This window comes from Actinomadura viridis, assembly GCF_015751755.1.
GTDB lineage: Bacteria > Actinomycetota > Actinomycetes > Streptosporangiales > Streptosporangiaceae > Spirillospora > Spirillospora viridis.
In genome coordinates, this window is record NZ_JADOUA010000001.1 from 2377553 (window position 1) to 2390618 (window position 13066).

Here is a 13066-nt window from a genome sequence, read left to right on the forward strand (position 1 = left end):
CGGGTCGGGAAGACTGGCGCCTTCTCTGAGAGGAAGGTGCCGTCATGCCGATTCAAGTTGCCGGCCGCCGTCGTGCGGCGGCCTCGCTCGCCAGAGAATTCCCTGGTGCCCTGGTCATCGACGTGACCTCCAAGGCGGATGAGCCGTGGGTGAGGCTGAGCCCGTTCTATCCGCACGGCGGCATTCCCGTCCCGTCGACTCCGGGCGTCACCGGCCAGTCGGTCGAGGGAGTCTGGCAGGCCCTCAAGGTCTTCGAGTCCGCCGATGTCGACGCCGCCAAGCTCGGCGTCCGGACGATGAAAGGGCTCAAACGGACCGTGCGCAAACACGGACCTGTGCGGGGTCACCGCGACGGCCTGCACGGGGACCGGCTGCTGGACTACCGGACGGCGCGACGTCGCATCTACCTGCCCACCTATCGCTGGGCGCTGGAGAACAGGACCCGTGACCTCGTGGAACGGCTACGCGGACTTTCCGGCGACGGCGACGTCCTCCTCCTGGACTACACCACCAACGGCGACGTCGACGATCTCGCCACCCCGCTCTCCCATGCCGCGCTCATCCGCCTCTACGTCGAGGGGCGGTGGCCGGAGGAGGAGGGCCGGTGACGAGGCGCGTCGGTGGGCTCGCGGAACGGCACCGCCGCGTGGCGTACGCGAGGGCGGTCGAGCGGGCATGGAGGCTCGCCCGGGCCGGGCACGAGCAGGGGGCGGGGCGTGGCATGCTGCTGGTGTGCCAGCTGATGCCATCACCCTGATCGTGGGCGACGAAGAACTGCTCGTGGAGCGGGCGATCGGTGACGTCGTCGCCGCGGCGAAGGCCGAGGACCCCGACACCGAGGTGATCGACCTGGGGCCGGGAGGGCTGGAGCCCGGGCGGCTGGCCGAGCTGACCTCGCCCTCGCTGTTCGGCGGCGGGAAGGTGCTGGTGCTGCGTTCGGCCCAGGATCTGGGCAAGGACCTGAGCGCCGAGGTGCTGGCGTACGTGAAGAGGCCCGCGGAGGACGTGGCGCTGGTGGCCGTCCACCATGGCGGGGCCAAGGGCAAGGCGTTCGTGGACGGCCTGGGCAAGGCGGGGGCGCGGAAGGTGTCCTGCCCGAAGATCACCAAGATGGGCGAACGGATCGACTTCGTGCGGTCGGAGATCCGGCGCGCCGGGGGGAAGATCTCTCCGGACGGCGCCCGGAACCTGCTCGACGCGGTGGGCAATGACCTGCGGGAGCTGGCCGGGGCGTGCAGCCAGCTCGTGGCCGACACCGGCGGCAGGATCGACGACGCGGCGGTCGCCCGGTACTACCGGGGACGGGCCGAGGTCAGCGGGTTCACCGTGGCCGACAAGGCGATCGAGGGCCGGCTCGCCGAGGCGCTGGAACAGCTCCGGTGGGCGCTGGCGACGGGGGTGGCGCCGGTGCTGATCGTCAGCGCGCTGGCGCAGGGCGTACGGGGCCTGGCGAAGGTCGGCGGGGCCCCCCGCGGCGCGCGGGGGGCCGGGCTGGCCAAGGAACTCGGCATGCCGCCGTGGAAGATCGAACGCGTGCAGCGGCAGCTGCGGGGCTGGTCGGGGGAGGGCGTGGCCCGGGCGCTGACCGCCGTGGCGGAGGCCGACGCTCAGGTCAAGGGGGGCGCGGCGGATCCGGCGTACGCGCTGGAGAAGACGGTCGCCGACATCGTGGCGGCTCGCCAGGGGAGTTGAGCGGCGGCCATGGGCGCCCCGGCCTCTTTGAGCGACCTCCGTTCAGGGACGGTGCGCTCGTGCCGAGGCGGGCTCTCCGACGGGGGTCAGGTTTCGGACCGGTGGGTTTCGCACCGGAGTTTGAGGCCCTCGGCCTCCATGGTCACGTAGCGGCGGGTGAGCCTGCCGTACAGGAGTGAGACCAGCGGGGCGGCGGGGCCCTTCTGATCGAGGGTCAGGCGCAGGGAGACGGTGTCGCCGCCCGGGTCGAGGAAGTGGCCTCCGGTCGTCACGACGCCGGGGGTACGGGACTCCCAGGTGAACGATCTCCCCGGGTCGAACCCGGTGACGGTCCAGATCGCGGCCGGCATCCTCGGCTGCTGCATGCGTGCCCTGGAGCCCATGCCGAAGGGGCCGTCGTCGAGGCGTTCGACCCGGGTCACCGACGCCGTGGTCTCCGGCCAGCGCTCGATGTCGATGAGGTGGGCCCAGACGGTCTCGGGTGAGGCGTCGATGTCGAGGCTGATCTCGAAGCGCATGTCAGGCCGCCTTTTCAGGGAAGAGTGAGGAAGCGTGGGGGGACGGCGTCGACGAGCCAGACGCCGTTGTCGCTGACCTGGAAACCGTGCCCGGCGGCGGCCATGGCGGCGGCGTCCACGGTGAGGACGACCGGGCGGCCACGGCGGGCGCCGACGCGGGTGGCCGTCTCCCGGTCGGGGGAGAGGTGGACGGCGTGGCGGTCCATCGGCTTCAGGCCCTCGCCGCGGATCGTGGGCAGGGCGGACGCCACGGTGCCGTGGTAGAGGACGGGCGGGGGCGGCGTGAGGGGCAGGCCGAGGTCGACGTCGATCGAATGGCCCTGGCTCGCGCGGATCCGGGTCCCGGTGTCGTCGAACGCGAACCGCCGCTTGTCGTTGTTCGCCACGACATGGTCGAGCTCGTCCCGGGTGATCGGGAAGGCGTGCGCGGCGGCGGCCCGCAGGAGCCGGTCGACGTCGACCCAGCCGGCCTCGTCGAGGACCAGGCCGAGCCGCTCGGGGCGGTGCCGCAGATGCTTGGAGAGATATTTGGAGATCTTCACCAGACGACGCTCGTCCATGAAGATCAGTTTAGGGGTCCGGGCACGACAAAGCCGCGGTTCCCCCCAGGGGGTCCGCGGCTCGGTCGCGAAGAACTTACTCGGCCTGCAGGTCGGCGGCGCGCTTGGCGATCGCCGACTTGCGGTTGGCGGCCTGGTTCTTGTGGATGACGCCCTTGCTCACGGCCTTGTCGAGCTTGCGGGCGGCGTTGCGCTGGGCGGCGACCGCCTCGTCGCGGTTGCCGGAGTCGGCGGCCTCGCGGAACTTGCGGATCGCCGTCTTCAGCTCCGACTTGACGGCCTTGTTGCGCAGGCGAGCCTTCTCGTTCTGCTTGTTGCGCTTGATCTGGGACTTGATGTTAGCCACGTCGTAGTGCCTCAGCCTTGGTTGCGATCCTCGCCTGCCGCGCAGCGGGCGGCAGGCTCCAACGTTCGATAGACGGGGCGACGGTGCCCCGAGGCACGACGGTACGCCACACGCAGTCGCACAGCTTACCAATCATGAGGGCCCATCCAAAACGCGGGAGCGTTCGGAGCATCCGGCACGGCATGGGACCATGGGATACGGCAAGATCCGCCATATCCCTGTCCACCAGTGAGTTTGCGAACGGACCCCGGTGCCAGCGCCAGAGCCCAACAAGACCGACCCCGCGATCATCCGCAACTTCTGCATCATCGCGCACATCGACCATGGCAAGTCGACGCTCGCCGACCGGATGCTGCAGCTCACGGGGGTCGTCGAGGAGCGCCAGATGCGCGCGCAGTACCTCGACCGCATGGACATCGAGCGCGAGCGCGGCATCACGATCAAGAGCCAGGCGGTCCGGCTCCCGTGGACCGGGAGCGACGGCACCGACTACGTCCTCAACCTCATCGACACGCCCGGGCACGTGGACTTCTCCTACGAGGTGTCCCGGTCGCTGGCCGCGTGCGAGGGGGCGGTGCTGCTGGTGGACGCGGCCCAGGGGATCGAGGCGCAGACGCTGGCCAACCTCTACCTGGCGATCGAGGCCGACCTGCACCTGATCCCGGTGCTGAACAAGATCGACCTGCCCGCGGCGCAGCCGGAGAAGTACGCCGAGGAGCTGGCCGGGATCATCGGCTGCGACCCGTCGGACGTGCTGCGGGTCTCGGGCAAGACCGGCGAGGGCGTGCCGGAGCTGCTCAACCGCATCGTCGAGACCGTCCCGGCCCCGGTCGGCGACCCCGACGGCCCGGCGCGGGCGCTGATCTTCGACTCGGTGTACGACACCTACCGCGGCGTGGTGACCTACGTCCGGATCATGGACGGCCATCTCTCCCGTCGGGAGAAGAGCCTGATGATGTCCACCGGCGCGGCGCACGAGACCCTCGAGGTCGGGGTGATCTCCCCCGAGCCCAAGCCGGTGGCCGGGCTGGGCGTCGGCGAGGTCGGCTACCTGATCACCGGCGTGAAGGACGTCCGGCAGGCCCGGGTGGGCGACACCGTGACCGGGGCGTCCCGGCAGGCCCCGGAGTCCCTGGGCGGCTATCAGGACCCCAAGCCGATGGTGTTCTCCGGCCTCTACCCCATGGACGGCGACCAGTACCCGGAGCTGCGTGACGCGCTGGACAAGCTGCGGCTGAACGACGCCGCGCTGGTCTACGAGCCGGAGACCTCGGCGGCGCTCGGCTTCGGCTTCCGCTGCGGGTTCCTCGGGCTGCTGCACATGGAGATCGTCCGGGAACGGCTGGAGCGCGAGTTCGGCCTGTCGCTGATCTCCACCGCGCCGAACGTGGTCTACCGGGTGGTCATGGAGGACGGCACCGAGCACACGGTGACCAACCCCAGCGAGTTCCCCGAAGGCAAGATCGGCAGCGTGCACGAGCCGGTCGTCAAGGCGACCCTGCTCTCCCCGAGCGAGCACATCGGCGCGATCATGGAGCTGTGCCAGGGGCGCCGCGGGGTGCTGCTGGGCATGGACTACCTGTCGGAGGACCGGGTCGAGATCCGCTACACGCTGCCCCTCGCCGAGATCATCTTCGACTTCTTCGACCAGCTGAAGTCCCGGACCCGCGGCTACGCCTCGCTCGACTACGAGCCGAGCGGCGAGCAGGAGTCCGACCTGGTCAAGGTGGACATCCTGCTGCAGGGCGAGTCGGTGGACGCCTTCAGCCAGATCGTGCACCGCGAGAAGTCCCGCGAGTACGGCCTGATGATGACCGCCAAGCTCAAGGAGCTCATTCCCCGGCAGCAGTACGAGGTGCCGATCCAGGCCGCGATCGGCGCCCGCATCATCGCCCGGGAGAACATCCGCGCCATCCGCAAGGACGTCCTCGCCAAGTGCTACGGCGGCGACATCTCCCGTAAGCGCAAGCTGCTGGAGAGGCAGAAGGAGGGCAAGAAGCGGATGAAGACGATCGGCCGGGTCGACGTCCCGCAGGAGGCCTTCGTCGCCGCGCTCTCCACTGGTGAGGCGCCCGCGGGGGACAAGGGCAAGAAGTAGGCGGCCGGGCCGCCCGCGGGCGCGCCGGCGTTGTTCTCGACTTGGCAAAGTGACGGTGACGCACCGTCCGCGCGAGGACACTGGGCGTCGTGAGTCACACGTTGCTGCACCAGGTCCTCGTCGCCGGCCTGGTGGTCCCCGTCGCGCTGGCGGAGACGGCGGGGCAGAGGTCGGCGACGGGTGCCGGTGCGCGGCTCGACGACGGCACCTGGCTCCGTTCCGACCTGATGGTGTTCGGCGCGGACCAGGCCGGGCCGTCCCCGTCCTCGGTGCAGGGGCCGCCCCTGCTGGCCGTCGAGGTGACCTCGGACGTCTCCCGCGGCACCGATCTCGGCTCGAAGAAGGACCTGTACGAGCGTTTCGGCGTGCCGTCGTACTGGGTGGTGGACGTGAAGGGCGACCACCCCGAGCTGCTGGTGTACGAACTGAGCGATGACGGCCGGTACGCCGAGGAGGCCCGCGTGATCTGGGGCCGGTCCTGCACGCTGACCAGGCCGTTCGCGATCGAGCTCGCCCCTGACCAGATCTTCCGCCGGCTGCCCCGCCGGACGGACCCCTGGAGGATGATCCACGTGCACGATCCGGTCGAGCCGCGCAGGGCCGGTCCCGATCTGCCCGGCAGCGAGGAGCCGATCCTGTTCGACGCCTTCGGCCGGCGCTGGCCGACCGGCGCGGAGAAGGTCGAGTTGTGGGACGGCTGCCCGGTGTTCTACGGAGCCTGGGACGAGCGCGACGTCGAGATCGCCGAGCGGGCCTATCCGGGCCGCGTCGTGCGGCTCGACCAGCCGCCCGGCGAGCCCGGCACGATGACCGTGCTGCCCGGCCCGTCCCCGGACTCGCGGGGCCGTCGCCGGGACGCCTCCGAGCCGGCCGAGGCGGCCGAGGTGGCCCGAACCGCCCGGCCCACCGGGAACGCCGAGCCGACCGGGCTCGCCGAGCCCGCCGGGGACGCAGGAGGAGGCGAGGGGGCGGCCGGAGGCGCGGGTGCCCGCCGGGACGGGGCGGAGGTCAGCGTGCCTTGAGCAGCGGCCAGGCGACGACGGGCGGCACCTTCCGGAACTCGCCCCGGTTGGCCGCCCTGGCCGCGTACACCAGGTAGAACATGACGGCGGCGGTGAAGGCGAGCGGCACCCAGATGAACGCCTCCACGACCAGCGAGAGCAGGCCCCCGGCGAACCACACGGCCATCGCGGCGATGCCCATGTTGAGGCCCTGCGCGGCATGGCGACGGACGAAGCCGGACCGTCCCTTGCCGAAGAAGACGACGACGGGCGCGATCGCGCCGACCAGGAACTGGCCGAGGTAGGCCATGAGCGCCCAGGTCTTGTCGTCGTGACTCACCGGGCCGTGGTGCCCCGGCATCGGGGCGTTGCCCATGGGCGGCTGCTGCCAGCCGGCTTGGTGACCGTAGCCGGGCGAGGGGGGAGGCCCGTAGGCCATGGCGGGTGTCCTCTCCGAGTCCGCGGGAAATCCGAGTGCGAAGTGTACGACTCCTTGGACGCGCCCGGAGTTCGCTGGTTCCGCTCGGTCATCGTCCCGTGTTCGGATCTCCCGAACGCGGGACCCGCGCCGTCAGGGGGACGGGCTGGTCCAGAGCACCGCAGTCGGGGCCTGCGGCGTCAGGGTGACCGATCCGTTCCACCGGACGGCCGAAGGCCGTGGCAGGTAGCTGCGGTCGAGGAAGAAGCCGCGGTGGATCGCGGTGACCGTGGCGGGCGCGCCGTTGTCGCCGAGGCCGACGGGCTGCCGGACGGCCTCGATGCTCGCGATGTCGCCGGCCGTGGTGCCGCGCGGCAGCTCGACCGTGGTGGCGGCGGGACCGTCCCGCTCGATCGACCAGGTCCGTTCCCCGTGGTCGGACCGGTAGAGGCGGGACGGGTCGTCCTTCAGCCGCACTCCGAGCGACACCCCGGGAGCCGAACCCCAGCCGGTGGCCGGGGCGCCGGTCCGCTTGGCCAGCTCGGCGAACAGGTAGGCGCGCGGGTCGCCGACCGCCCGGGTGGCGGGGTCGGACGGCCGCTCGATCCGGCCCTCGCGGAGCATCTCCTGGGCCATGATCCGGTACGTCCAGGGCTCGCGGTCCATGACGACCTCGCGGGCGCGGTCGGCGGGCCGCGTTCCGGAGGCGTCCGGCAGGAACCGCAGGGGCGCGCCGGGGGAGATGACGTCGCACATGTTGTTGTTGGAGGTGCAGGTCTGCAGGAGGGGGTGGTCGCCCTCGTACCGTCCGCGGAACTTGAGGGTCAGGTGCTGCGGCCCCTGGTACACGCCGGTGCCGTCGACCCTCCGGCCGGTCGCGTCGACCTCGACCCGGTACACCCATTCGACGTCGGTCGTCCGCCCCCACCGGGCCATCAGCGCGGGCCCGTCGGTGCCGCCGTCCTCGTGGCTCCACACCACCGAGTACTCCAGGACGCGGTGGCCGGGTGCGGCGGCGGGACGTGACTCGTGCCAGGCGATGAGCGGGGTGTCGGTCCGGGCGTTCTGGTACGGGTCGCCCAGCGGCCACCCGGTCCGGCCCACCACGATGGGGGCGTGCCGCAGCGCGACCTGGTCGGCCTCGGGCACGCGCACGGCCGGCCCTTCGAGGATGACGCGCCGCGCGGCGGGGGCGCTGGCTCCGAGGAACCTGAGCGTCACCCGGTGCTCGCCCTGCCGTACGGGGCCCAGCCCCAGGCTGCGCGGCGTCGGGTCGGCCCCGGGGACGACGAGGTCGGTCACGTGCCGCCCGTCCAGCTCGACCGACAGGACGGCGGACTCCGCCCCCGCACGGGCCCAGGAGACCCCGGGCGCGGCGGCGGTGAACCCGATGACCGCCTCGCCGTCCCGGGCGGCGGTGAAGGCGAGGGAACGGGCCGGGCCGTCCCGTTCGACGACGAGGGTGCCCGGTTCCGAGGCGAGGGCGGGGGCCGGGGAGAAGGTGAGCAGGGGTACGCCGCCCAGAGTGAGGGCGAGGGCGGTGTTGCGCACACGGGCTCGCATGGACGGCGAACCTAGAGAGCCTGGATCGCGTTCCGGTGACGAACGGGTTCCCCGTGGGTGTCGAGTCCGTGGAGAACACGGGCAGTGAACACGGGCAGTGAACGGGGGCGCGGCCGGGGCGCGGCGGGGGGGCAGCGAACGGGGGCGCGGCCGGAGCGCGGCTGGGGGGCGCGGCGGACGCGGGCGGTCAGGGGCGGATCCGGTGTCGTGCCATGCGGCCTACCGGCTCAGCGAGACGCCAGTGAACCGCTCGTCCGGCCCGCCTGGCCCCGGCCCGCCGTCCGCCCGGCCGGGGCCAGGCCCGGACCGGTAGAGCATCAGGCTCAGCTCCGGCATCCGGAAGCCGTGGCGGCCCCGGGCGACGACCTCGTGGCCGAGATCACGGAAGAGCGCGACGACGTCGCCGGACGGTTCGTCCAGCAGGTCGATCCCGTCCAGGCGGAGCCGCAGCTCGGGGTTGCCGCCCCAGCCGTCGCCGCGCGAGGCGTGGATCTCCCCGATCCGCTCCGTGCCGTCGTCCTCCCGCTGCACGGAGACGGCCAGCTCTCCCCGGCCGATCCGGACGCTGCGGTGCCCGCTCCATCCGCACAGGAAGGACGCCTTCGGCGCGGGGGTGCCGCACCGTTCCGACACGGCGGAGAGGGTCGCCCACGCGTCGGCGGCGAGCGTGGAGAACAACAGGTGCGCGTCGGGCAGCAGCGCGCCGCGTCCGGGCTCCAGCGTCACGCCGAACGGGGGGACCTTCCCTGGGAAACGCGCCGGATCGGGGTCGCCGAGGGTGACGAGCCCCTCCCAGGAGGTCGGTTCCCGTACCGCGAACCACGCGATCCGCGCCTCCGCGCCCAGTTCGAGGAAGGCCCGGTCGGTCAGCGCCCGCGCGACGGCGTCGCGCAGCGCGTCGGCCGTCTCGGCCAGCCGGTGCCGCCACCACGGGGGCTCGGGGTCCCGCGGGAGCCGTCCCGGCGGCCGCCAGCGGGCACCGGGACCGCCGAGGGGGACGCGCTCCTCGCCGCCGTGCTGGTCGATGACGGTGTAGTGCCATCCGTCCGGTTCGCCGCACAGCAGCACCCGCGTGGGCACCCGCCCGTATTTGACCGCCCCCTGACCATCCATCCGGATGACCCTATCCGGATGGGCGGGCGCCCCGCGGTGGGCGGGGAAGGGGCCGGGGCGGGAAACGGCGACATCGCTCCGGAAAGGGGGACTCGAAGGCGAAAGTCCCTGATCGTCCCCCTCGAAAAGGGGCATTGAACAGCTGATTCGTCGCGACACGGCCGCCGTTGCTTGGCCTGCGCCGCCGGGTGGGTACGGTCAGAGGGCAGTGGTCGCCGAGGTTCCGGAGGTTCGCCCGTGACCCACTCCGAGCAGGTTCCGCGTTCTCTCGAGGAGCGGGAGGCGGTGGACGGCGCCGTCCGTGCGCTGCGGTCGGCCGCCCCGCTCGGATGGGAACGGCTCGGGTTCGAGTTCCGGGCGACCGTGGGCATCGACAGCGCCTCGTTCCAGGTGGTGAATGCGGCCGGCGAGGCCCGCGCGGCGATGCCGCCCGGCCAGGCCGTCGGCAAGATGGACGAGCTGCGCCGGGTGATGTACCGGCACGGCAAGGGCGCCTGGTTCACCGCGCGGCTGGAGGTCGAGCGGGGCGGCGGGTTCCACGCCGAGTTCGACTACGACGGCGAGCCCGATTTCACGCCCCCGCTGACGCCGTCCGCCTACGCCCTCGACCTCGAACGCTTCCCGCGTTCCGCCGAGCACATCCCCGGCTGGCTCCGGGACAAGCTCGCCGAGTCCGCGGCGGCCTCCCCGAATCCACCGCGTTCGAGGACATAGCCGGGGCGGGCGGACCGGGAGCGGGCCGGGAGCGGCCAGGCTGGCCTGGCGGGTCGCGCGGACCGGGGCGGGCGGTCGGACCGGGGCGGGCGGTCGGAGCAGGGGCGGGAGCACGGCAGACTTGGAGGGTGCCCGCGACCCTTCCCGATGGCGATCCCGTGCCCGCCGACGGCGCGCTCCCCCTCAGTGCCCTGGACGGGCTGGGGACCCGGCCGTTCGCGTTCTACGTGCACGTGCCCTTCTGCGTCACGCGCTGCGGGTACTGCGACTTCAACACCTACACCGCCGCCGAACTGGGGCCGGGAGCGAGCCGCGGCTCGTACGCCGAGACCGCCATCGAAGAGGTGCGGCTGGCCCGGCGAGTGCTCGGCGACGCCGCCCTGCCCGTGGAGACGGTGTTCGTCGGAGGGGGCACCCCCACGTTGCTGCCGCCCGGCGACCTGGGACGCATTCTGGAGGCCGTCGACGCCGAGTTCGGGCTCGCGCCGGGCGCGGAGATCACCACGGAGGCCAATCCCGAGTCGGTGGACGAGCGGTACCTCGGGCTGCTGCGGGAGGCCGGCTTCACGCGCGTGTCGTTCGGCATGCAGAGCGCGCGCGAGCACGTGCTGGCCGTCCTGGACCGCACCCACACCCCGGGACGGGTGCCGCAGGTGGTGGACTGGACGCGCCGGGCGGGCTTCGACCACATCAACCTCGACCTGATCTACGGGACCCCCGGGGAGACCGACGACGACTGGAGGGCGTCCCTGGAGGCGGCGCTGGCGGCTGGCCCCGACCACGTGTCGGCGTACGCGCTGATCGTCGAGGACGGCACCCGGCTCGCCGCGCGGGTCCGCAGGGGGGAACTGGCCCCACCGGACGACGACGCGATGGCCGACCGCTACCTCCTGGCGGACGAGCTGCTCAGCGGCCACGGCCTGCACTGGTACGAGATCTCCAACTGGGCCGCGAGCCCCGAGGCCGCCTGCCGTCACAACCTCCTCTACTGGACGGGGGCGGACTGGTGGGGCGTCGGGCCGGGAGCGCACAGCCACGTCGGCGGCACCCGCTGGTGGAACGTCAAGCATCCCGCCGCCTACGCCGCCCGGCTGGCCGAGAAGGTCACGCCCGCCCACGCCCGCGAGGTCCTGGCCGAGGAGGACCGGCGGATCGAGCGGATCATGCTGGAGCTGCGGCTGGCCGAGGGCTGCCCGGCCGGGCTGCTGGACGGGGCGGCGGTACGGCGGGCGATCGCGGACGGGCTGGTCGAGCCCGGGCCCTACGAACGGGGCCGGGCGGTGCTCACCCGGCGCGGCCGGCTGCTCGCCGACGCCGTCGTCCGCGATCTCACCTGACCGCGGTCCTTCCGGCCGAAGGTCTCACTTGATCATGGGCCAGGCCATGAAGGCCGGGAACCGGTACCACTCACCCCTGTTGCCGGCGATGGCCGCCATGACCAGGTAGACCAGCTGCGCCACTCCCAGCGCGAACGTGGGGATGAGCCAGATCCCGAAAGTGATCACGCTCAGCACGACGTTGATCATCAGGTAGACCGTCTGCGCGATCGCGAAGTTGAGCCCCTGGGCGCCGTGATGGCGCAGGAAGGCCGACTCGTCCTTCTTGATCAGGTAGACCAGCAGCGGGGAGAGGAAGCCCAGCAGGAACTGCCCGAGGTGGCAGAGCAGCGCCCACGTCCGCTCGTCCGCGGTCGTCTGCCCGTAGCCGTACCCGTATCCCGCGTACGGCTGCATCTGGCCGCCGTATCCCGGAGCCTGCCCGTAGCCCGGAGCCTGCCCGTAGCCGGGAGGCTGGCCATAGGCGGGGTCGTACCCGGGCTGTCCGTACCCGGGCTGCCCGTAGCCAGGCTGTTCGTAGCCAGGCTGTTCGTAGCCGGGCTGCCCGTGCCCAGGCTGTTCGTAGCCGGGCTGCCCGTACCCCGGCTGCCCATGGCCGCCCGGCTGTCCGTACCCGGGGGCCTGCTCGTACCCGGGCTGCTGCCCATGACCAGGCTGCTGCCCATGACCGGGCTGTTCCTGCCCGTGGCCCGGCTGCTGTTCTGGGGGCCCGTATGTCATCGCTTGCTCCTTCGGGTCGCTTCCGGCGGCGATAGGCGGGCGCGGGGCTGGAGAGTGCGGGGAACGGGCTCGGAGGGGCGGCGGTCAGTCGGGATGGACGGTGACGAAGTCGATGAGCTCCTCGACCCGGCCGAGGAGAGCGGGTTCGAGGTCGGTGAAGCTGGTGACCGATCCGAGGATCCGTTCCCATCCGGCACGCACGTCGTCCCCCCAGCCGAGTGCGCTGAGCACACCCTCCTTCCAGGGTACGCCGCGAGGCACGCGCGGCCACGCGGGAATTCCCACCGCCGACGGCTTCACCGCCTCCCAGACGTCGATGAACGGGTGGCCGGTGACGAGGACGTGCGGCGAGGTCACCCGGGCGGCGATGCGGCTCTCCTTGGAGCCCTCCACGAGATGGTCGACGAGCACCCCCAGGCGGCGGCCGGGGCCGGGCTCGAACTCGGCGACGATGGCCGGGAGGTCGTCGACGCCCTCCAGGTACTCCACGACGACGCCCTCGACGCGCAGGTCGTGACCCCAGATCTTCTCGACCAGCTCGGCGTCGTGGACGCCCTCCACGTAGATGCGGCTCTCCTTGGCCACCCGGGCGCGCAGGCCGCGTACCGCGATCGACCCCGAGGCGGAACGGGCCGGGCGCCCCGCGGCGCCTCCCGGGCCCTGGGCGGGCGGCCGGACGAGCGTCACCGGGCGCCCGTCGATCAGGAAACCTGCCTTGGTGAGCGGGAACACGCGCCGCTTGCCGAACCGGTCCTCCAGCGTCACGCCGAGCCGGTCGCAGGCGACCACCGCGCCGCAGAAACCGCTGTCGGGATCCTCCGCCACCAGGCCGGTCTCGGCCGCGATCTCGGGGACGGTGCCCTCGCGGGGGCGCCGCCGGCCGCCCGACAGGACGTCGTCGCCATAGTCCTTGCTTCGCACGCTTGGGCACTCTAACGAGCCCGAGGTGGTCCGGCACCTCCGCAACGGGCCCGCCTGGTCGTACA

The 13066-nt window shown here is 72.4% G+C and carries 15 protein-coding genes; 7 read left to right on the forward strand and 8 right to left on the reverse strand.

Annotated elements, in window-relative coordinates; genetic code table 11:
* Positions 1-44: 44 nt before the first annotated feature.
* From IW256_RS10585 to holA, 3 genes are read left to right on the forward strand one after another with little or no spacing between them, the layout of a single operon-like run.
* Positions 45-608 (forward strand): DUF6939 family protein, encoded by a 564-nt coding sequence (locus IW256_RS10585; protein ID WP_197010792.1) that lies wholly within the window; start codon positions 45-47, stop codon positions 606-608.
* Positions 605-757, forward strand: coding sequence for a hypothetical protein (locus IW256_RS41000; protein WP_231403733.1), 153 nt, complete (start codon positions 605-607; stop codon positions 755-757). Before IW256_RS10585 ends, IW256_RS41000 begins: the two co-directional genes overlap by 4 nt.
* Entirely contained in the window at positions 733-1692 is a 960-nt protein-coding gene (gene holA / locus IW256_RS10590) for a DNA polymerase III subunit delta (protein ID WP_307828828.1), read from the forward strand. Before IW256_RS41000 ends, holA begins: the two co-directional genes overlap by 25 nt.
* 86 nt (positions 1693-1778) lie before the next feature.
* Here holA and IW256_RS10595 read toward each other — a convergent pair whose 3' ends face one another.
* The 3 genes from IW256_RS10595 to rpsT all read right to left on the reverse strand — a co-directional run bounded on the left by IW256_RS10595 (position 1779) and on the right by rpsT (position 3116).
* Positions 1779-2210 (reverse strand): SRPBCC family protein, encoded by a 432-nt coding sequence (locus IW256_RS10595; RefSeq protein ID WP_197010794.1) that lies wholly within the window; start codon positions 2208-2210, stop codon positions 1779-1781.
* Between the two features lie 14 nt (positions 2211-2224).
* Positions 2225-2770: an RNA 2'-phosphotransferase gene (locus IW256_RS10600; protein ID WP_197010795.1), complete on the reverse strand. Its 546-nt coding sequence runs from the start codon at positions 2768-2770 to the stop codon at positions 2225-2227.
* A 76-nt stretch (positions 2771-2846) separates the two neighbouring features.
* Positions 2847-3116, reverse strand: coding sequence for a 30S ribosomal protein S20 (gene rpsT / locus IW256_RS10605; protein WP_197010796.1), 270 nt, complete (start codon positions 3114-3116; stop codon positions 2847-2849).
* A 250-nt stretch (positions 3117-3366) separates the two neighbouring features.
* Here rpsT and lepA point away from each other — a divergent pair, with 250 nt between their 5' ends.
* Together lepA and IW256_RS10615 are read left to right on the forward strand one after the other, a co-directional pair.
* Positions 3367-5214, forward strand: coding sequence for a translation elongation factor 4 (gene lepA / locus IW256_RS10610; protein ID WP_197010797.1), 1848 nt, complete (start codon positions 3367-3369; stop codon positions 5212-5214).
* Positions 5215-5303: 89 nt separating this feature from the next.
* Positions 5304-6236, forward strand: a complete 933-nt coding sequence (locus IW256_RS10615) for a Uma2 family endonuclease (RefSeq protein WP_197010798.1) — start codon at positions 5304-5306, stop codon at positions 6234-6236.
* On the opposite strand, the gene IW256_RS10620 is transcribed toward IW256_RS10615, so the two are convergent.
* From IW256_RS10620 to IW256_RS10630, 3 genes are all read right to left on the reverse strand, one after another.
* Positions 6223-6654, reverse strand: a complete 432-nt coding sequence (locus IW256_RS10620; RefSeq protein ID WP_197010799.1) for a DUF4870 domain-containing protein — start codon at positions 6652-6654, stop codon at positions 6223-6225. The genes IW256_RS10615 and IW256_RS10620 overlap by 14 nt on opposite strands.
* 132 nt (positions 6655-6786) lie before the next feature.
* Positions 6787-8196, reverse strand: a complete 1410-nt coding sequence (locus IW256_RS10625) for a hypothetical protein (protein ID WP_197010800.1) — start codon at positions 8194-8196, stop codon at positions 6787-6789.
* A gap of 219 nt (positions 8197-8415) precedes the next feature.
* A complete protein-coding gene (locus IW256_RS10630; protein WP_197010801.1) occupies positions 8416-9309 on the reverse strand; it encodes a hypothetical protein in 894 nt (297 codons plus the stop codon).
* A 237-nt stretch (positions 9310-9546) separates the two neighbouring features.
* On the opposite strand from IW256_RS10630, the gene IW256_RS10635 reads away from it, so the two are divergent.
* Positions 9547-10023 (forward strand): hypothetical protein, encoded by a 477-nt coding sequence (locus tag IW256_RS10635; protein ID WP_197010802.1) that lies wholly within the window; start codon positions 9547-9549, stop codon positions 10021-10023.
* 128 nt (positions 10024-10151) lie between these two features.
* On the forward strand, positions 10152-11360 hold the full coding sequence (hemW, locus tag IW256_RS10640; protein WP_197010803.1) for a radical SAM family heme chaperone HemW: 1209 nt from the start codon (positions 10152-10154) through the stop codon (positions 11358-11360).
* A 24-nt stretch (positions 11361-11384) separates the two neighbouring features.
* Here hemW and IW256_RS42150 read toward each other — a convergent pair whose 3' ends face one another.
* Complete coding sequence (locus IW256_RS42150; protein WP_197010804.1) at positions 11385-12080, reverse strand: DUF4870 domain-containing protein; 696 nt, start codon at positions 12078-12080, stop codon at positions 11385-11387.
* Between the two features lie 84 nt (positions 12081-12164).
* Positions 12165-13001, reverse strand: a complete 837-nt coding sequence (locus IW256_RS10650) for a DUF3097 domain-containing protein (RefSeq protein ID WP_307828829.1) — start codon at positions 12999-13001, stop codon at positions 12165-12167.
* Between the last annotated feature and the right edge of the window lie 65 nt (positions 13002-13066).